The 17,241-nt window shown below is 72.6% G+C and carries 20 protein-coding genes and 2 pseudogenes; 7 read left to right on the top strand and 15 right to left on the bottom strand.

Annotated features, from left to right (window positions below):
* Positions 1-18: 18 nt before the first annotated feature.
* Both GEV43_RS23335 and GEV43_RS23330 read right to left on the bottom strand, forming a co-directional pair.
* Entirely contained in the window at positions 19-786 is a 768-nt protein-coding gene (locus tag GEV43_RS23335; protein ID WP_160822509.1) for an SDR family NAD(P)-dependent oxidoreductase, read from the bottom strand.
* A 121-nt stretch (positions 787-907) separates the two neighbouring features.
* Entirely contained in the window at positions 908-1,750 is an 843-nt protein-coding gene (locus GEV43_RS23330; RefSeq protein ID WP_309239795.1) for an SDR family NAD(P)-dependent oxidoreductase, read from the bottom strand.
* Between the two features lie 97 nt (positions 1,751-1,847).
* On the opposite strand from GEV43_RS23330, the gene GEV43_RS23325 reads away from it, so the two are divergent.
* Entirely contained in the window at positions 1,848-3,170 is a 1,323-nt protein-coding gene (locus GEV43_RS23325; protein WP_160822508.1) for a cation:proton antiporter, read from the top strand.
* 79 nt (positions 3,171-3,249) lie between these two features.
* Here the strand turns inward: GEV43_RS23325 and GEV43_RS23320 are convergent, their stop codons facing one another.
* From GEV43_RS23320 to GEV43_RS50820, 7 genes and pseudogenes are all read right to left on the bottom strand, one after another.
* Positions 3,250-4,038, bottom strand: a complete 789-nt coding sequence (locus GEV43_RS23320) for an ABC transporter permease (protein WP_160822507.1) — start codon at positions 4,036-4,038, stop codon at positions 3,250-3,252.
* The gene (locus tag GEV43_RS23315; RefSeq protein ID WP_160822506.1) at positions 4,035-5,006 is read right to left on the bottom strand and encodes an ATP-binding cassette domain-containing protein; all 972 of its coding nucleotides are present in this window, start codon (positions 5,004-5,006) and stop codon (positions 4,035-4,037) included. The genes GEV43_RS23320 and GEV43_RS23315 overlap by 4 nt, the downstream gene beginning before the upstream one ends.
* Before the next feature lie 63 nt (positions 5,007-5,069).
* Entirely contained in the window at positions 5,070-5,699 is a 630-nt protein-coding gene (locus GEV43_RS23310; RefSeq protein ID WP_206681243.1) for a PadR family transcriptional regulator, read from the bottom strand.
* A gap of 155 nt (positions 5,700-5,854) precedes the next feature.
* A complete protein-coding gene (locus GEV43_RS23305; RefSeq protein ID WP_160822505.1) occupies positions 5,855-6,313 on the bottom strand; it encodes a DUF1772 domain-containing protein in 459 nt (152 codons plus the stop codon).
* A gap of 60 nt (positions 6,314-6,373) precedes the next feature.
* Complete coding sequence (locus tag GEV43_RS23300; protein ID WP_160822504.1) at positions 6,374-7,582, bottom strand: ketosynthase chain-length factor; 1,209 nt, start codon at positions 7,580-7,582, stop codon at positions 6,374-6,376.
* A complete protein-coding gene (locus tag GEV43_RS23295; protein WP_160822503.1) occupies positions 7,579-8,883 on the bottom strand; it encodes a beta-ketoacyl synthase in 1,305 nt (434 codons plus the stop codon). Before GEV43_RS23295 ends, GEV43_RS23300 begins: the two co-directional genes overlap by 4 nt.
* 198 nt (positions 8,884-9,081) lie before the next feature.
* Positions 9,082-9,186, bottom strand: a pseudogene (locus tag GEV43_RS50820) (cupin domain-containing protein); the annotation flags it as partial.
* A 326-nt stretch (positions 9,187-9,512) separates the two neighbouring features.
* Between GEV43_RS50820 and GEV43_RS23285 the strand changes: the two are divergent.
* The 4 genes from GEV43_RS23285 to GEV43_RS23270 are packed head-to-tail and all read left to right on the top strand — an operon-like array spanning position 9,513 to position 11,226.
* Complete coding sequence (locus GEV43_RS23285) at positions 9,513-10,055, top strand: flavin reductase family protein (RefSeq protein ID WP_160822502.1); 543 nt, start codon at positions 9,513-9,515, stop codon at positions 10,053-10,055.
* A gap of 42 nt (positions 10,056-10,097) precedes the next feature.
* Positions 10,098-10,265, top strand: coding sequence for a hypothetical protein (locus tag GEV43_RS23280; protein ID WP_160822501.1), 168 nt, complete (start codon positions 10,098-10,100; stop codon positions 10,263-10,265).
* Positions 10,202-10,666, top strand: coding sequence for a methyltransferase dimerization domain-containing protein (locus GEV43_RS23275; protein WP_160822500.1), 465 nt, complete (start codon positions 10,202-10,204; stop codon positions 10,664-10,666). Before GEV43_RS23280 ends, GEV43_RS23275 begins: the two co-directional genes overlap by 64 nt.
* The gene (locus GEV43_RS23270; protein WP_160822499.1) at positions 10,579-11,226 is read left to right on the top strand and encodes a methyltransferase; all 648 of its coding nucleotides are present in this window, start codon (positions 10,579-10,581) and stop codon (positions 11,224-11,226) included. The genes GEV43_RS23275 and GEV43_RS23270 overlap by 88 nt, the downstream gene beginning before the upstream one ends.
* Before the next feature lie 140 nt (positions 11,227-11,366).
* Here the strand turns inward: GEV43_RS23270 and GEV43_RS55045 are convergent, their stop codons facing one another.
* From GEV43_RS55045 to GEV43_RS56215, 3 genes and pseudogenes are all read right to left on the bottom strand, one after another.
* Positions 11,367-11,840, bottom strand: a complete 474-nt coding sequence (locus GEV43_RS55045; protein ID WP_160822498.1) for an ester cyclase — start codon at positions 11,838-11,840, stop codon at positions 11,367-11,369.
* Positions 11,837-12,064, bottom strand: a complete 228-nt coding sequence (locus GEV43_RS55040; protein WP_206681541.1) for a hypothetical protein — start codon at positions 12,062-12,064, stop codon at positions 11,837-11,839. The genes GEV43_RS55045 and GEV43_RS55040 overlap by 4 nt, the downstream gene beginning before the upstream one ends.
* A gap of 20 nt (positions 12,065-12,084) precedes the next feature.
* Positions 12,085-12,264, bottom strand: a pseudogene (locus GEV43_RS56215) (hypothetical protein); the annotation flags it as partial.
* 221 nt (positions 12,265-12,485) lie between these two features.
* Here GEV43_RS56215 and GEV43_RS23255 point away from each other — a divergent pair.
* Positions 12,486-12,923 carry an SRPBCC domain-containing protein gene (locus GEV43_RS23255; RefSeq protein ID WP_160822496.1) on the top strand — a complete coding sequence of 146 codons (438 nt, stop codon included), beginning with the start codon at positions 12,486-12,488 and terminating at the stop codon, positions 12,921-12,923.
* A gap of 100 nt (positions 12,924-13,023) precedes the next feature.
* Here the strand turns inward: GEV43_RS23255 and GEV43_RS23250 are convergent, their stop codons facing one another.
* The 3 genes from GEV43_RS23250 to GEV43_RS23240 form a co-directional block, all read right to left on the bottom strand.
* Entirely contained in the window at positions 13,024-14,679 is a 1,656-nt protein-coding gene (locus GEV43_RS23250; protein ID WP_160822495.1) for an NAD(P)/FAD-dependent oxidoreductase, read from the bottom strand.
* A 131-nt stretch (positions 14,680-14,810) separates the two neighbouring features.
* On the bottom strand, positions 14,811-15,596 hold the full coding sequence (locus tag GEV43_RS23245; RefSeq protein WP_160822494.1) for an SDR family NAD(P)-dependent oxidoreductase: 786 nt from the start codon (positions 15,594-15,596) through the stop codon (positions 14,811-14,813).
* An 11-nt stretch (positions 15,597-15,607) separates the two neighbouring features.
* Positions 15,608-16,552 carry an oxidoreductase gene (locus tag GEV43_RS23240; protein WP_160822493.1) on the bottom strand — a complete coding sequence of 315 codons (945 nt, stop codon included), beginning with the start codon at positions 16,550-16,552 and terminating at the stop codon, positions 15,608-15,610.
* 181 nt (positions 16,553-16,733) lie between these two features.
* Between GEV43_RS23240 and GEV43_RS23235 the strand changes: the two genes are divergently transcribed.
* Positions 16,734-17,210, top strand: coding sequence for an ester cyclase (locus GEV43_RS23235; RefSeq protein WP_160822492.1), 477 nt, complete (start codon positions 16,734-16,736; stop codon positions 17,208-17,210).
* Positions 17,211-17,241: the final 31 nt, after the last annotated feature.

The following is a 17,241-nucleotide window of genomic DNA, read 5'->3' as shown; positions in this document are numbered from 1 at the left end:
GGGGGCGCCCGGGACCGGTCAGACGATCTTGAGCAGCCCGGCGTCGATCGACAGGTCGGCCCCCGTCACGCTGGGGATCCGGCCGGACGCCAGCAGCACGACCAGCGCCGCGATCTCCTCCGGCTCGACGAGCGCGCCGGTCGTCAGCCCGACCTTGCCGGGCACCGACCGGACGAACTCCTCGGGCGTCATCCCGGCCTGCTTCGCGAGCTGCGGCTTGGTCCAGATCCGGGTCCGTACGGGGCCGGGCGAGATCGTGTTGACGCGTACGCCCTTCGGGCTGAACTCGACCGACAGCGCCTTGCCGAGGTTGGCCAGCGCCGCCTTCGCCGCCGCGTAGTGCGCGAGCTGCGGGTCGGCGAGCCGGCCGTTGGCCGAGCCGATGTTGACGATCGTCCCGCCGCCGCGCTCGACCATGCCGGGCAGCGCGGCCCGGCTCGCCCGCACGGTGCTGAACAGGTTGAGCTCGAACGAGCGCCGCCACACGTCGTCGTCGATGTCGAGGAAGCTCGCGGCCCAGCTCACGCCGCCGCCGACGTTGTTGACCAGGACGTCCACGCCGCCGAGCTCCTCCCGCGCGGCCTCCACCAGGCGGCCGGGCCCGTCCGGTGTCGCGAGATCCACCTCCATGGTGTACTTGGTGGCCTCGCGCAGTTCGGGGCCGACGGTGCGGGCGCCGCCGTAGACGTCCGCGCCCGCCTCCGCCAGGGCCCGTACGACCGCGAGGCCGATGCCCTGCCCCGCGCCGGTCACCACGGCCTTCTTGCCGGACAGTTCGAGTTCCATGCCGTCTCCTTCGCTCGCGCTCGTCGCCGCTCACTGGTTGCCGCTCGCTCGTTGCCGTTCTGCCGTACACGCCGCCCGCGCCGTATGCGCCTCGCGCGCCGTACGCGGCGCGGCGGCGGGCTCAGGCCCGGTCGCGCTGCTCGGTGAGGAACCCGCCGGTCGGCCCGCCGTCCGGCAGGGTCGCGACGTCCGCGATGAACGGGGCGGCGTCCTCGGGCAGCCGTTCCTGGCCGGGCATCATCCGGGTCCGGACGCGCCCCGGGTTCACCGCGTTCACCAGCACGCCCGTGCCCTCGGTCTGGGCGGCCAGCAGCGAGACGAGCCCGTTCAGCGCGCTCTTGGAGATCGAGTAGCCGGGCGTCCCCGCGAACAGCCGCCCGCCGAACTCGGCGGTGGTGCCGCTGGACACGACGGCCACCCGGCCCCACCCGCGCCGCACCATGGCCGGCACGAACGCCTGCGCGACCCGCCACGTCCCGAGCAGGTTGACGTTCAGGGTCCGCTCGACCAGGTCCAGCGACACCGACAGCGGGTCGGCCCCGGCGTCCAGCAGGACGCCCGCGTTGCACACCAGCACGTCCACCCGGCCGGCCACGGCGGCGGCGCGCGCGGGCCCGCCCGGGTCGGTCACGTCCAGCGCGAGCCCGCGCGCGCCCGGCCCGAGGTCGGCGGCCGTCGCGCTCGCTTCGGCGGCGTCGCGCGCGGTGACGACCACGCGCAGGCCGCGGCCGTGCAGCTCCCTCGCGACCGCGCGGCCGATGCCGCGGTTCGCGCCCGTGATGAGAGCGGTGAGCGGCCGGGCCGCCCGTTGTGGTGGTCCATGCGGAAAGCCCTCCGTCGCCAGGCGCCGCGCCGCGCCCGCCGCGCGTGCGCTCTTGCGAAGGGTGGCCCCGGCGGCTCGACCCGTACTGGAGGAGCGCTCGCGGACGCGCCGCGACCACCGCCGCGAGCGTCCCTCCAACACGCCGCGACTTGCCGCTCAGACGCTCATCAGCACGAGCGCGGCCCGCGTCCCGATCCGGGGGCGCGGCACCCGTTCCTTGATCCTCAGCGGAGGTTCGATGCACGCTCACGTCATCGCGGCGGCCGGCACCGACAAGAACCTGGACCTCGTCCTGAAGGTCCTCCCGGCCATGGTCGTCATCCTGATCGTCTCGGCGCTGTGCGGGCGGATCGCCCAGCGCCTGTGGCAGCCCCGCGTCCTCGGCGAGATGGTCGCGGGCATCCTGCTCGGCCCGACGCTGTTCGGCTGGCTGTGGCCGGACGCGCAGGCGAAGATCTTCTCCCCGGAGGTGAAACCGATCCTGTACGTGCTGAGCACGATCGGGCTGACCTTCTACATGTTCCTGGTGGGGGCCGGCATGGACCACGGTGGGGAGGGCGGGGAGAAACTCGGCGTGCTGCGGCCCGCCGTCCTCGCGCTCTCCGGCATCCTGCCCGCCATGGTGCTCGGCGCGGGCACCGGCCTGCTGCTGTGGGAGACGCTGTCGCGCGACGACGTCGGCCGGTGGCTGTTCGCGGCGTTCATCGGCGGCGCCCTGTGCATCACCGCGTTCCCCATGCTGGCCCGGATCCTCTACGAGCGCGACCTCCAGAACACCCGGATCGGCCGGCTGTCCCTGATGGCGGGCGGGGTGGACGACGCGATGGCCTGGTGCCTGCTCGCCGTCCTCAGCGCGGTGCACCTCGGCTCCGGCCTCGGCAGCGCGGCCAAGACGATCGGCCTGTCGGTCGTGTTCGTGCTGGTGATGCTGACGGTCGTGGCGCGCGGCCTGAAGATCTTCGGGCGGCGGGTCCTCGCGGCCGGGCAGGTCTCCAACGGCGCGATGTACGTCATCGTGCTCGTCCCGCTCACCGCGGGCTGGCTGACCGACTGGATCGGGATCTACTCGGTGTTCGGCGGGTTCATCGCGGGCCTGGCGATGCCGCGCGACCCGGCGTTCCGGCAGATGGTGCACGGCCGGATGATGGACGTGGTGTCCACCCTCCTGCTGCCGGTCTTCTTCACCTTCTCCGGGCTGAACACCGAGCTGAGCGGCCTCGGCGGCGGCACGATGCTGCTGTCGTTCGCCGCGATCCTCGCCGCCGGGTTCGCGGGCAAGTACTTCGGCTGCGCGTTCGCGATGCGCGGGCTCGGGTTCGGCTGGCGCGAGTCGTACGCGGTGGGCTCGCTGATGAACGCGCGCGGGCTGATGATCCTCATCTTCATCAACATCGGCCTGGCGCAGGGGATGATCACGCACCAGGTCTTCGCGATGCTGGTGATGGTCGCCGTCATCACGACGGCCACGGCCCTCCCGCTGTACCTGCTGGCCCTGCCGAAGAAGTACGAGGAGTCGCAGCGCGAGCCGCGCTCCGACGAGCGCGAGCTGGCGGCGGCCTGACCCCGGGGCGCCGAGCCGGCGCGTCGGCCGCCCGGTGGGGCGCCGCCTCAGGCGGCCCTCACCGGGCGGCCAACGGCCTTCAGACCTGGCGCTGGTAGTGGCGGAAGGCCATCGCGGAGAGCCAGGCGCAGGCCGCGGTCAGCGCGAGGAGCGCGAAGGTGCGGTCGAGGACCCCGGCCCAGCCGACGTCGCCGCGGGTGGCCTCCCGGCCGACCTCGACGACCCAGTTGACCGGGTTGACGGTGGCGACGGCGCGCATCCAGCCCGGCATCACGTCGCGCGGCACGAAGATCTCCGACAGGAACGCCAGCGGGAGCAGCAGGAACTGGCCGACCGACAGGACCCGCTGGTGGCGGCGCGTCACCAGGCCGAGCGCGTTGGACAGCGCCGCGACCGACAGCGCCCCGAGCAGCACGCAGGCGAAGAACACCACGAGGATGAGCACCCCGCCCGAGAAGCGCGCCCCGAGCGCGAGCCCGAAGGCCAGCACGATGAGCGTCTGCCCGAGCACCACGACGGCCTGCTGGGTGAGCCGTCCGGTGACGAGGGCGCCGCGCGGCACCGGGGTGATCAGGAACCGGTTAAGCGTGCCGTGCTCCATCTCGGCGACGATGCCCATCCCGGCCCACCCGCTGGAGAACACCGCCGTCATCGCGACGATCCCCGGCGTCAGGAACGCCAGGTAGGAGCCGTCGGCGGAGCCGTGCTCCAGCAGCGGGCCGAGCAGCTTGCCGAACAGCAGCAGCCAGGCGATCGGCTGGATCAGCGCGGCGAGCACGTACGACGGCTGGCGCAGCGAGTTGCGCAGGTCGCGGACCGTCAGGTGGTACGACTGGACGACGACGCTCGCCACCGGCCCGGCGGTCACCGGCGGGCCTCGGGCATCCCGCACAGCAGCCGCCCGGCGTGCCTGCTGTAGACGTCGTCGATCGTGGGCGGCGACAGGGTCAGCGACACGACCCGCACGCCCGCCGACTCCAGCGCGGCGAGCACGACCGGCGCGGTCGCGGTGCCGGGGTCGATGCGGGCGCTGAGGCCGCTGCCGGCGACGACGATGTCGCACACGCCCTCCAGGCACGACAGGGCCGAACGGACCCGCGCCTCGCCCGGCGGCTCGACCAGCTCCACCCGCAGCGCGTCGCCGTGCATCTCGCGCTTCAGCTCCGCGGGCGTGCCCATCGCGACCAGCTTGCCGCGGTCGAGGATGCCGAGCGTGTCGGCCAGCTCCTCGGCCTCCTCCAGGTAGTGGGTGGACAGCACGACGGTGATCCCGACGGCCGCCATCCCGAAGATCTCGGCCCACAGCTCCTTGCGGGTCTCGGGGTCGAGGCCGGTCGTGGGCTCGTCCAGGAACAGCACGTGCGGCTCGTGCACCAGGCCCATCGCGACGTCGAGGCGGCGGCGCATCCCGCCGTTGCAGGCGCGGGCGGGACGGTCGGCGTACTCGCTCAGGCCGAACCGCTCCAGCAGGTCGTCCACCTGGGTGCGCAGCCGCCGCCCGCCGAGCCCGTACAGCCGGCCCTGGAGGGTGAGGTTCTCCCGGCCGGTCGCGATCGGGTCCACGCCGGACTGCTGGGCGACGCAGCCGATCATCCGGCGGGCCGGGCCCGGCTCGGCGACCACGTCCACGCCCGCCACCCGGACGCTGCCGCCGCCCGGCCGCGACAGCGTGGTGAGGATCTTGATGATGGTCGACTTGCCGGCGCCGTTCGGCCCGAGCAGGCCGAACACGGTGCCGCTCTGCACCGTGAAGGAGACCCCGTCCACGGCGCGCACGGCGCCGGGATAGATCTTGGTCAGGTCCTTGACGTCGATGGCCAGGCTGTCAAAGCTCATCAGCCCACTCCCGAGGATTCAATCGGCTCTTCGATCATGACCAACCGCCGGGCGCGACGCCTCTCACGCGCCCTCCCCCGAACGGGAGCCGGTGGTCTCCCGTGCCAACGCGTGGTAATCGCGCCACGCGTCCAGATCCTCGTGCGCCCCCGCCTCGAATTCCGCGATGATCCCGTGCACCCAGCTCCGTTCGGCGCAGAGCAGAGCCGCATGGTACTCGGTCTCGATGATGAACAGCCGCCGCATTCCCGAAGCGAGCATCTGCTCCATCGAGCACCGCACCTCGGCGATCCGCTCGTCCAGCGCGACGGCCCGCTCGCGCAGCAGCCGCAGGACCTCCTCGGGCTGGAGCACCGGCATCAGCGACAGGCCCGCCTCGAACTCCGGGTACTCCTTGGCCGGGCAGCGCAGGATCTCGCTCAGCCAGTCCCTCAGCTCGGCCCGGCCCGAGACGGTCAGCGCGTAGACGGTGCGCTCGGGGCGCCGCCCCTCCCGGAACGTCTCGACGGGCTCGATGAAGCCGGCCCGCACGAGCGCGTCGACGACGGTGTAGAGGGAGCCGTAGTTCATGCGGATGCTCTGCTCCTTGCCGCGCCCCTTGAGCATCGCGGCGAGTTCGTACGGGTGCATCGACCGCTCGAACAATGCGGCGAGCACTGCGAGCGCGAGCGGATTGGAAACTCGTCGTTTCACGGTGAACTCCCCGCCAACGGATACTCTGCGGCGAGTATACGTTTCGGGAGATTCATGCACCAGATGATCTCCTTATGGAAAAAGGCCGCGCCACCGCCCTTGACGGTGGCGCTGCCTCGCGTTTTTCGATTAGGTCAGAAATTAGTGACCCGTTGTCACAGCACCGTGACGAACGCCGCCGCCAGGTTCACCGCGAGCGCCGAGCCGGCGAGGCCCGAGCGGATCGCGTTCCACCGCCGCCACCGGCTGCGCCGCTCGGTCCAGTCGTCCGGCAGCGCGCCCGGGTCCTGCGCGGCGACCCAGTGGTTGATCGGCACGTTCTTGGTCAGCGACACCGTGATCACCGAGACCATCAGCAGCCCGGCCGCGCCGCCGAGCACCCGCACCGCCGCCCCCGGGCCCGCCGCCACGAGGGCGAGGTCCGACAGCGACGTCACCAGGATCGTGATCGGCATGAACGGGTCGTACCGGGTGGCGAGGAAGCCGTGCGCGTGCACGTACTGCTCGCCGGGCAGCGCCAGCAGCAGCGGGACGCCGCCCAGCACGGTCGCGCAGAACACCCCCACCGCCACGGCGTTCCCCAGCAGGGCGACCAGCATCAGGATCTCGGACACCTCCGCGCTCCTTCCTTCGTTCCGGTTCCGCGTTCACCCGATCGGACCAGCCGATGGGGGTCAGCCGGCCGCGCGGACGACCAGCGCCGAGTTGAAGCCGCCGTAGCCGCGCGCGACGACCAGAGCCGTGCGGACCGGCGCGTCGCGGGCCTCGCCGAGGACCAGGTCGAGGCCCTCCGGCGCGGCGCGGACGCCCACGGTCGGCGGGATCACCCCGTCCCGGATCGCCAGCAGCGCGGTCACCGCGTCGAGCGCCGCGCCGCCCGCGTACAGCCGGCCGATCATCGTCTTCGGCGCGGTGACCGGCACGCCCCGCGGCCCGAACACGGCGGTCAGGACGCCCGCCTCCACCCGGTCCAGCTCCGGCACGCCCATCGCGTCGGCGAACACCACGTCCACGTCGGCGGGCGCGAGGCCCGCGTCCCCCAGGGCGTTCTCGACCGCGCGGCGCAGCCCAGGCGGGCGGTCCGAGCCGGGCGGCGGGTCGAACGTGACGCCGTACCCGGCGATCTCGCCGTACACGTGCGCGCCGCGCGCCGCGGCCCGCTCCGCGTCCTCCACGATCATCAGCGCGCCGCCCTCGCCCGGGACGTAGCCGCACGCCTCCGGGTCGAACGGCACGTACGCGCGGTCCGGGTCGGCGCGGGCGCTCAGCCGCCCCGAGCTGAGCTGCGCGACCAGCCCGTACGGGCACAGCGAGGCGTCGGCGCCGCCGCTCACCACCATCCGGGTCCCGTCGCGCAGCAGCCGGCGCGCGTGCGCGAGCGCGTCGAGCCCGCCCGCCTGCTCGGTCGCGATCACGCCGCAGGGGCCGCGCATCCCGTGCCGGATCGAGATCTGGCCCGTGGTCGCGGCGTAGAACCACGCGATCGACTGGTACGCGCCGACGAACCCGGGCCCGCGGTCCCACAGGTTGACCATCTCGCGCTGCCCGAACTCGGTGCCGCCGGACGAGCTGGCGGTGACGACCGCCATCTCGTACTCGGGCACGTCGCCGGGCTCGATCGAGGCGTCCTCCAGCGCCATCCGCGCCGCCGCGAGACCCATGTGGGTCCAGTGGTCGGTCTGCGGGATGACGCGGGACGGCACGTGGTCGCGGGCGACGAAGTCGCGCACCTCGCCCGCCAGCCGGACGGGGTAGGACGACGGGTCGAACCGCGTGATCGGCGCGAGCGCGCGCCGGCCGAGGAGCGTCGCCTGCCAGTGCTCGTCCGCGCCGAGCCCGAGCGGGGTGACGGCGCCGAGGCCCGTGACGACCGGCGCGCTCACGCCGCCTCGCCCGGACGGGCCAGCAGCATGGCGGTCTGGAACCCGCCGAAGCCGCTGCCGACGCTGAGCACGACGTCGGTCCGGTGGTCGCGCGCGGTGAGCGGCACGTAGTCCAGGTCGCACTCGGGGTCGGCGTGGTGCAGGTTCGCGGTCGGCGGGACGACGTCGTGCTCGATCGCGAGGGCGCTGGCGGCGACCTCGATGGAGCCGATCGCGCCGAGCGAGTGCCCGATCATCGACTTGATCGAGCTGACCGGGACCTCGTAGGCGCGCCCGCCGAGGCTGCGCTTGAACGCGGCGGTCTCGTGCCGGTCGTTCTGCTTGGTGCCCGAGCCGTGCGCGTTGATGTAGTCGATGTCGGACGGGTCCAGCCGCGCCTGCCGCATCGCGACGGTGATGGCCTCGGCCATCTCCCGGCCGTCCGGCTTGAGGCCGGTCATGTGGAAGGCGTTGCTGCGGCTGGCGAACCCGGCGACCTCGGCGTACACGTGCGCGTCGCGGGCGCGGGCCGCCGCCAGGTCCTCCAGGACGAACACCGCCGACCCCTCGCCGAGCACGAACCCGTCCCGGTCCCGGTCGAACGGCCGCGAGGCGTGCCCGGGGTCGGCGTTGTTCGGCGTGGTCGCCTTGATCGCGTCGAAGCAGCCCGAGGTGATCGGGGAGATCGGCGCGTCGGTGGCGCCCGCGACGACGACGTCGGCGCTGCCCTCGCGGACGAGCTGCGCGCCGTGCGCGACGGCGTCGAGCCCGGACGTGCAGCCCGTCGAGATCAGCGAGACCGGGCCCTCGGCGGCGGCCCGCCAGGCGACCTCGACCGCGAGCGTGCTCGGGGCCATGTAGCCGTAGAGCTGCGGGACGCCGTACGCGTGGTCGACCTCCCACTGCCGGCCGCCGTCGCTGAGGACGATGTACTCCTGCTCCAGCCCCATCGTGCAGCCGACCGCGCTGCCGAGGCTGACGCCGATCCGCTCGGGCGCGAGCGCGTCCCAGTCGAGGCCGCTGTCGGCGATCGCCTCGTCCGCCGCGACCGAGCCGAGCTGGGCGGCCCGGTCCATCCGGCGGACCTCCTGCGGCGTCAGGCCGTGCGCGGCCGGGTCGAAGTCGCATTCGGCGGCGACCCGGGACCGGAAGCCGGACGCGTCGAACAGCGAGATCGTGCGCGTCGCCGTCCGTCCGGCCGTCATCATCTCCCAGAACGCCTTGGCGCCGATCCCGCCGGGCGCGACGACGCCGAGCCCGGTGATCGCCACGCGGCGCGCGCCGTCCGCGCGCGCACCGCCGTTCCCGCGTTCGCGTCCCATGTCAGCCGACCTTCGGGGCGACTTCGCCGGGATGCGGCAGCGGCTCGGTGTCGACGTGCCCGAGGTCGGGCCGCGGGGCGAGCGGGCTGAGGTGGAACACGGCGAACGCCTGCTCGGCGCCGTCGTTCTCCAGCCGGTGCCGGTCGTTGATGGGACCATGAGCGAGTCGCCGGGGCCGAGCCGGACGCTCTCCCCCTCGATCCGCATGAGCACCGATCCGCGCACCACGTACAGGAACTCCTCGGAGTACGGGTGCCGGTGCTCGGAGACGAACTCGCCGGGTTCGAGCGTCAGCTCGCCCATGAACCCGGAGGTGGACTTGACGGTCTTGGGGCTCAGCAGAACGCGGATGTCCCCGCCCCGGCGGCGGTTGGGGGTGACATCCGCTGCCGTCACCTTCTGAGCACGCGATGTGGACACGTAAACGGCTCCTTCACCAGACAGCCCCGTGGCGGGCATCACCGCCCCAGGCTGCGCGCCCCCGCTTGACCGGCGATGCAGAAGCGCTGGAAGCCCCGTCCCGTCCCGGCGGGGCCCGATCGCGCCTACCGGCGTTCTCCGAGCGTTCTTCGAGCCCGCGGCGGAACCCTGGCCGGGACGGACCCCAACCGCCCGGAAACGGGAGGCCCATGCGAACCCCTGAATCGCGGACGTTGGACGCCCTCCACCCGCGCGCCCTCCGCGCGGCGCTCGGCCGCTTCGCCACCGGCGTGGCCGTCGTGACCGCCGCCGCGCCCGACGGGACGCCGATCGGGATGACGGTGAACTCGCTCACCTCCGTCTCGCTCGACCCGCCGCTCGTGCTGTTCTGCGTCGACCGCCGCTCGCGCCTGCACCCGGTGTTCACCGGGGCGGACGGCTTCGCGGTCAACATCCTGCGCGAGGGCCAGCTCTCGCTGAGCTGGCGCTTCGCCAGCCCCGGCTTCGACCGCTTCGACGCGATCGAGCCCCGGTACGGGGAGACCGGCGTGCCGCTGCTGCCGAGCGCGCTGGCCGTCCTGGAATGCGTCGAACCGCGCCCGATCCCCGCCGGCGACCACGACATCGTGCTCGGCAGGGTCGTCGCGCTGGAGACCGCGCCGGACGACCACGCCGAGCCGCTGGTGTTCTTCGGCGGCGGCTACCGCTCTCTCAACACCGACCTCCAATGGTGGTCCGCCTGGCACGAGTAGCGGACCCCCCGCCCCGTTCCGACCGGACAAGGAGTCCTCCCGATGACGACCCCCACGACGGCCCCGCCCTTCGCGCCCGCGAAGGTCTACGAGCTGAGCACCGCCTTCTGGCAGACCAAGCTGATCATGACGGCGTCCGAGCTGGGGTGTTCGCGCGGCTCGCGGACGGCCCGGCGACGCGCGCCGAGCTGGGCGAGGGCCTCGGCCTGAAGCCCCCGGCCCTGCACGACTTCCTGGACGCCCTGGTGGCCCTCGGGCTGCTGGAGCGGCGCGACGGCGGCCGGTACGCCAACACCGCCGAGTCCGACTTCTACCTCGTCCCCGGCAAGCGCTACTACATGGGCCACTACCTCACCTTCGTCGACAACTTCATGCGCCCCACCTGGGACGGGCTCGCCGAGATGCTGCGCACCGGCAAGCCGCCCGCGCCGCAGGCCCGCCGCCCGGCCCGCCCGCGCCGAACGGCGCCGGGCCGGACGCCGGGCAGAGCGCCGGGCAGGGCGCGCGGAACGGCGCGGAGGCCGTGCAGAAGGAGGGCTCGGAGTTCTTCGAGCACACCTACGCCAACGTGGACCTCCAGCGCATGTTCATGGAGGCGCAGGACTCGCTGAGCAGCGAGATCGCCTGGGAGATCAGCCGCCGCGTCGACTGGTCGCAGTGGCGGACGCTGGTCGACCTCGGCGGCGCGCGCGGCAACACCGCGGGCATCCTGCTGGAGGCGCACCCGCACCTCACCGCCACCGTGTTCGACATGCCGCCGATCGAGCCGCTGTTCCACGAGCACATGGAACGGCTCGGCGTCGCCGGCCGGGCCCGCTACCAGGGCGGCGACTGGTTCGAGAACCCGCTGCCCGAGGGCGACGTGCTGCTGTGCGGGCACGCGCTGCACAACTGGACGACCGATCAGCGCAGGACCGTCATCGCCAAGGCGTACGACGCGGTGCTGCCCGGCGGCGCGTTCCTGGTGCACGACCTGATGATCGACGCGGGCCGCGAGCGGCTGAACCCGCTGATGCTGAGCCTCGCGATGACGCTCAGCGTCGGCGGCTCCGGGTACACCGCCGAGGAGTGCACGGGCTGGCTGGCCGAGGCGGGCTTCGAGGACGTCGAGGCGATCCCGCTCCAGGACCACGACGGCCACACGGTCGTCCTGGGCCGCAAGCCGAGGTGACCGCCGGCCGGTCCCGCCGGACCGGCCCGGGACGCGGCCCGGAAGGGCCCGCAACACACCGATCCCGTTCCGCCGCAGGGGGCGGAACGGGATCGGGCATGTCGGGCGCAGGCCGGGGGCGCGGTCGCCGGCGGGCGCGGTCAGGGCGCGCGGAGCTGCTCGACCATCCCCCACTCGTCGAAGACGTTGAGGTCGGCGACGGCCCGGCCGCCGCGCACCGTCCAGATCTGCACGCCCGACGCGGTGACCGAACGGCCCGTCGGGGCGATGCCGCGGTACTCGCCGACGTGCTCGCCGCACGCGGTGAAGTGGGTCGCGACCAGGTCGCCCTCGGCGACCTGGAGGTCGATCGCGATCGTGAGCCCGGCGAACGCCGACCGGATCCGCCGCACGCTGCGCCGCGGCCCCTCCGGCCCCACCCGCTGCCCGCGCAGCGTGAAGTCGGGCGCGAACACGTCGTACGCCAGGTCGAGGTCGCCGCGGCACCAGCCGTCCGTCAGCCACCTGCGGGCGAGCGCCTTGGCCGCCTCCTCCGGGCCCGGCACCACGCCGAGGCCCGCGCCGACCGCGCCGGCCGCGCCCGCGGCGCCTCCCGCGGGCCCGCCGCCGCTCACCGGTGGACGCCGGGCGGCGGGCCGACCGGCTCCAGGCCGTGCACGTCGTGCCGCGTGGCCAGCTCGATCATCTCGGCCGGGTCCGGCGGCAGGCCCTTGGCCATGATGTCGCTCAGCCCCTCGAAGAAGCCCTCGACGCCGCCCGGCGTGGCGATGACGAGCAGCTTGCTGGGCCCGTCGGAGACGTTGCGGAACTTGTGCGGCACGCCGCGCGGCCCGTACACGAGCCGTCCGGCGGGGCCTGGTAGGTCTCGTCGCCGAGGACGATGGCGTACTCGCCCTGCACGACGTAGAACGCCTCGTCCTCGCCCTCGTGGATGTGCAGCGGGGGCCGCCGCCGGGCGAGGTGGTCACCTCGAAGAAGCTGTAGAGGCCGCCGGTGTCCTCGCTGCGCAGCAGGAACCGGCCCTCCTCTCCCATCCACTTCACCGGGTCCACGTCGTCGAGCGCCACGACTTTTCCTGGGGTGTGCGTCATGACCCCGTCCTCCATTCGGAGATTACTTATTGAAAATAATCCGATGTGCCCTGGTAAGTGTCAATGACCCAGCTTCTTCCAGTTTGTTTCCAGCCGTTCTCAAGGACGCCGGGAGACCATGAGAGCGCCCACCGCCGGAGCGGAAATCCGGACCGGAAAGAGGGAACCATGACGACCCGAGAAGTCTCCGCGGCCATCGACATCGACGCCGCACCGGAACGGGTGTGGGAGGTGCTCACCGACTTCGCCGGCTACCCCGGCTGGAACCCGTTCATCGTGCGCGCGACCGGCGCGCCGGTGCCCGGCACGAGCGTCCGGCTGCGGATCCGCTCGTCGGCGGGCTGGAGCGCCACCAACAAGGCCAAGGTGCTCGCCGCCGTGCCCGGCATCGTGCTGCGCTGGTCGGCCCGCCTGATCCCGATCCCCGGCCTCGCCGCGGGCCGCCACGAGTTCGCGCTGACGCCGACCGAGAACGGCACCCGCGTCGTCCAGTCGGAGGTCTTCTCCGGCGCGCTCGTACCGGTCATGGCGAAAATGCTCCTCAAGACCGAGCACGATTTCTACATGCTGAACGAGGCGCTCCGCAAGCAGTGCGAGAACAACTGATCCCGGCCGAGCGGAAAGCTCGCTGAAAAAGGAGAACCGGCCGTCCTCGAAAAGGACGGCCGGTTCTTTCACGCCCAGGCCCGAGCCCGAGAGGGAACGGCTAGGAGATCTTCTTGCGGCGCAGGGCGGCGCGGCCCATGGCCTCCAGCGTGCCGGACGCGAGCGCCTTCGCCGGGGGCGGACCGGAGCGGATCGCCCACGTCATGAAGCGGGCGAGGTCCAGCGTGGTCGGGTGCAGGTTGTGGTTGTCGGGGTCCTTGTAGCCGAACGCGGCGGGCGGCAGCTCGGAGTCGAGCACGTCCTTGAGGATCTTGGCGCCGGCGTCGTCCGCCGAGATCTCACCGACCTCGAACTTCTCGACGGTCTCGACCATCGCGTCCCACATCTGCTTCATCTCGGGCTCGTCCGGCCACCAGAACCCGACGTTCGGCCCGCTCTCCAGCTCCTTGTAGTGCCGCTCGTCGCCGGTGAGGTTGTAGCGGAGCTGGGCGCGGGTCAGCCGCATCGCCCCGTAGTTGGAGGAGAACGCCCAGATCCGGAACACCGGGTCCCAGAGCTGGAAGTGCGGGAACGCGATCATCGAGGAGTTGACCAGCTCGTCGTTGTAGGTGAGCAGGCCCTGCTGGAGCCGCTCGACGTACTCGTAGCGCTCCTCGGAGAAGTCGTCGTCCTTGAGCGACTGGAGCAGCCGCCACGCGACGGCGTCGATGACCTCGACGGTGTTGGACATGCCGCGCGAGAACAGCGGGTCGATGAACCCGGCCGCGTGCGACATCAGCACCCAGCGGTGCCCGACCGTCTTCTTGGACGAGTACTGCACCCGTCCCGTGGACACCCACTCGCGGACGCGCCGCGCGCCGCGGAACTGCCGCTTGACCGCCGGGAACTTGTCGACCCAGTGCTGCCACTCCTCCTCGGGCGTCATGTCGTCCGGCTTCGGGTGCCGGCGGGAGTCGAGCACGAGGCCGACGCTGCACAGCGGGTTCGTGGACGCCTTGTGGTTGTTGAACGGGATGACCCAGAACCACCCCCCGTCGAAGGTGTGGTGCACCGTGCCCTTGTACCAGGGCAGCGGCGGGCGCTGCTCCTTCGGCCAGTCCACCATGTGGTCGAACGGCGGGACGTCCACCATGTGCGTGAACAGCGAGCGGGTGTGGGTCTTGAAGCGGCACGGGTCGTCGCGCAGGTCGAGCTTGTCGGCGACCGGCGAGCGGAACCCGCTGCCGTCCACCAGGTAGCGCGCGCGGATGACCTCGCCGTTCTGGCCGGTGACGGTGACGGCGTCCTCGGCGAAGTCGATGTCGGCCACGCGCCAGTTCTGCCGCGGCTCGGCCCCGTACTTGATCGCCACGTGGAACAGGTAGGCGTCGCTGTCCTGGCGGAAGATGTGCGTCGCCTTGTAGAGCGCCTTCGGCACGCCGGCGAGGATCGTCTCGTTCGGGTCGGGCTCCTGGCCCTCGCGGTGCGAGACGAACGCGAAGTGCCGCTTCACGCCGAACGTGGTGCCGATCCGCTCCCCGACCCGCTCGATGCTCTCCAGCGTCGTGATCTCCGGGACGCGGTAGCGCGCCGCGAGGATCTGGAGCCAGACGAGGAAGTGCGGGATCGTGGACTCCCCGACGGCGAACCTCGGGTGCGTCACCCCGTCCACCAGGACGACCTTCGCGCCGTTGCGGGCCAGGATGGCGCCGAGCATGGAGCCCGCCATCCCCGACCCGACGATCAGCACATCGCAGTTGGTTTGCTTGCTCTCCATCAGCCCTCGCTTCTCTACGGATGGGCCGCCGGGTCAGGCGGCCTTGGGCGGGCGGCCCTCGGGCGGCCCTGGGCGGGCGGCCCGGCGGGGGCTGCCCGGGGCGGACGGCCCGGGGGCGGCGGGCCGTCCTCTCACGACGACGCGGTGCCGCCGTCCACGAGCAGGTAGGCGCCGGTCAGGTAGCCGGAGGTGTCGGCGGCCAGGAACGCGATCACCTCGGCGACGTCCTCGGGGACGCCGTTGCGGCGGATCGCGGCGCGCTGCGCGTTGGCCTGGAGCGCGGGCTCGGGCAGGCCGTCGGCGACGCGGGTGAGGATCAGGCCGGGTGCGACGCCGTTGACGCGCACGCCGTACTGGCCGACCTCGTGCGCCAGCGCCTTGACCGCCGCCTCCACGCCGGCCTTGGCCATCGACAGGGCCAGGAAGCCGGGCGCGGGCGTGCGCGACAGCGCGGCGCCGACCGCGACGATCGAGCCGCGCCCCCGGTCCACCATCTGCGGCAGCACGGCGTCGACCGGGTGGAGCAGCCCGCGGAGCTGGCGCTGCACGGTCCGCTCGACGGTCTCGATCGGGGTCGTGGTGAACGGGGCGAACTTGACGTCCTCGGCGTACAGCCCGGTCGCGTTCGCGACGAGCACGTCGATCGGCCCGAGTTCGGCCGCGGTCCGTTCGGCCATGGTCCGGACCTGGTCGGCGTCGGTGACGTCGGCCTGGATCGCGACGGCCCGGCCGCCGGCCGCGCGGACCGACTCGGCCAGCTCCTTGGCCGCGGCCTCGCCCCGGTGGTAGTTGACCGCGATCGCGGCGCCGCGCGAGGCGAGCGTCCACGCGGTCGCGGCGCCGATGCCGCTGCTCGCGCCGGTCACGAGCGCGACGCGGCCGTGGAACGCCTGGTAGCGCGGGAGCACCGGCAGCATGTCCACCATCGTCAGCTTCCCTTCGTCGCGGCGGCCTGCTCGTACGAGACGCCGGTGAGCTTCTCCGAGACCTCCCAGAGGCGCCGTCCGAGCTCGGGGTCCTCGGCGCTCGCGGGGGTCTTCACCTTCCCGACGGGGCCGCGGATCTGGACGCGGCCCTGCGGGGCGTAGCTCTCGCCGGGCTCGACGCCGTCGGCGCAGGCGGCGTAGAGCGACGGCCACGCGCCCTGCTCGGTCGGCTTGGCGACCAGGCGGGTGGTCAGCCGGTACCAGAGCTCCTGGGCGCGGTTGTTCTGCATGCGCGGCCCGACGTAGAGCACGTCGGTCGCCGCGTAGCCGGGGTGCGCCGCGACCCCGTGCACGCCCCGGCCGGAATAGCGCCGCGACAGTTCCTTCGCGAACACCAGGTTGGCCATCTTCGCCTGCGTGTACGCGGCGGACTTGTTGTACTTCCGCTCGCCCTGGAGGTTGTCGAACTCGATCTTGCCCCAGTAGTTCACGCCGAACGTGGTGATGCTGACGACCCGCGATCCCGGGCGTTCCAGGAGCGCGGGCATCAGCAGCCCGGTCAGCGCGAAATGGCCGAGGTAGTTGGTGGCGAACTGCGTTTCGAAACCGTCCGGGGTGAGGGTGAACGGGATGGCCATCACCCCGGCGTTGTTGATCAGCACGTCCAGCCCGCCGCGGTCGGCCGCGTAGCCGTCGGCGAACGCGCGCACGGACGCCAGGTCCGCCACGTCCAGCCGCCGCACCTCGGCGGAGGCGTCCGGCGCCCGCCGCCGGATCGCGGCGAGCGCGCGCTCCCCGCGCCCGGTGTCGCGGCAGGCCAGGGTCACCCGGGCGCCGCGGCGGGCCAGCTCCAGCGCGGTGTGGAAGCCGAGGCCGGCGTTCGCGCCGGTCACCACGGCCGTCCGGCCGGACAGATCGGGTAGGTCGTCGGGGGTCCACTTCGGCATCGTGAGGTCCTCTCCGGTCCCGCCCTGCGCCCGACGGGCCACGCGCCCAGCATGGCCGACCGGGATAAAACCGGGATTAAGCATTGGAAAGACGCTTCGAATACCGTCTTGACACCCTATTTGGACCGGATTAGCCTCACCTTGAAAGACAATTCCTTCCAGCGTGTGGAGGCAAGGGCGCATGGCCGAGAAAAGCCAGCAGGAAAGGAACAAGGAAATCCTTGTCAAATCCCTCGACGTACTGCGGGGGAAGGCCGATCCGGAAGTCGCGAACGACATTTACACGCCCGACTACGACGACCACAGCGGCGCTCCGCAGCGCGGCCCCGCCCGGGTGCTCGCGGTCCGCGAGCAGGCCCGCACGGCGTTCCCCGACCTCGACTACGACATCGAGGAGGTCATCGCCGAGGGCGACATCGTGGCGTTCCGGATGGTGATGAAGGGGACGCACAAGGGGCCGCTCCCCGGCTCCGGGCTCCCCGGCACCGGCAAGACCGTCGCGGTGCGGCAGCTCCACATGGTCCGGTTCGAGGGCGAGCGGATCGCCGAGCACTGGGCCGTGCGGGACGACCTCGGGATGATGCAGCAGCTCGGCGTCATCCCCGGGCCCGGCGGACCCGGCGGGCCCGGCGGCCCGCCGAAGCCCCCCAACGGCTGACCCGCGAAGCGGCGGCCCCGCCCGGTGGGCG

The sequence above is a fragment of the Actinomadura sp. J1-007 genome (assembly GCF_009793335.1).
GTDB lineage: Bacteria > Actinomycetota > Actinomycetes > Streptosporangiales > Streptosporangiaceae > Spirillospora > Spirillospora yumaensis.
This window is presented reverse-complemented; position numbering and strand designations above follow the sequence as displayed.

What these genes read in the sequence shown, in the direction of transcription:
- GEV43_RS23335 (WP_160822509.1), bottom strand. Translation starts at nt 786, where the DNA reads ATGGAACTCGAACTGTCCGGCAAGAAGGCCGTGGTGACCGGCGCGGGG.
- GEV43_RS23325 (WP_160822508.1), top strand. Translation starts at nt 1,848, where the DNA reads ATGCACGCTCACGTCATCGCGGCGGCCGGCACCGACAAGAACCTGGAC.
- GEV43_RS23315 (WP_160822506.1), bottom strand. Translation starts at nt 5,006, where the DNA reads ATGAGCTTTGACAGCCTGGCCATCGACGTCAAGGACCTGACCAAGATC.
- GEV43_RS23295 (WP_160822503.1), bottom strand. Translation starts at nt 8,883, where the DNA reads ATGGGACGCGAACGCGGGAACGGCGGTGCGCGCGCGGACGGCGCGCGC.
- GEV43_RS23285 (WP_160822502.1), top strand. Translation starts at nt 9,513, where the DNA reads ATGCGAACCCCTGAATCGCGGACGTTGGACGCCCTCCACCCGCGCGCC.
- GEV43_RS23280 (WP_160822501.1), top strand. Translation starts at nt 10,098, where the DNA reads ATGACGACCCCCACGACGGCCCCGCCCTTCGCGCCCGCGAAGGTCTAC.
- GEV43_RS23255 (WP_160822496.1), top strand. Translation starts at nt 12,486, where the DNA reads ATGACGACCCGAGAAGTCTCCGCGGCCATCGACATCGACGCCGCACCG.
- GEV43_RS23250 (WP_160822495.1), bottom strand. Translation starts at nt 14,679, where the DNA reads ATGGAGAGCAAGCAAACCAACTGCGATGTGCTGATCGTCGGGTCGGGG.
- GEV43_RS23245 (WP_160822494.1), bottom strand. Translation starts at nt 15,596, where the DNA reads ATGCTGCCGGTGCTCCCGCGCTACCAGGCGTTCCACGGCCGCGTCGCG.
- GEV43_RS23240 (WP_160822493.1), bottom strand. Translation starts at nt 16,552, where the DNA reads ATGCCGAAGTGGACCCCCGACGACCTACCCGATCTGTCCGGCCGGACG.
- GEV43_RS23235 (WP_160822492.1), top strand. Translation starts at nt 16,734, where the DNA reads ATGGCCGAGAAAAGCCAGCAGGAAAGGAACAAGGAAATCCTTGTCAAA.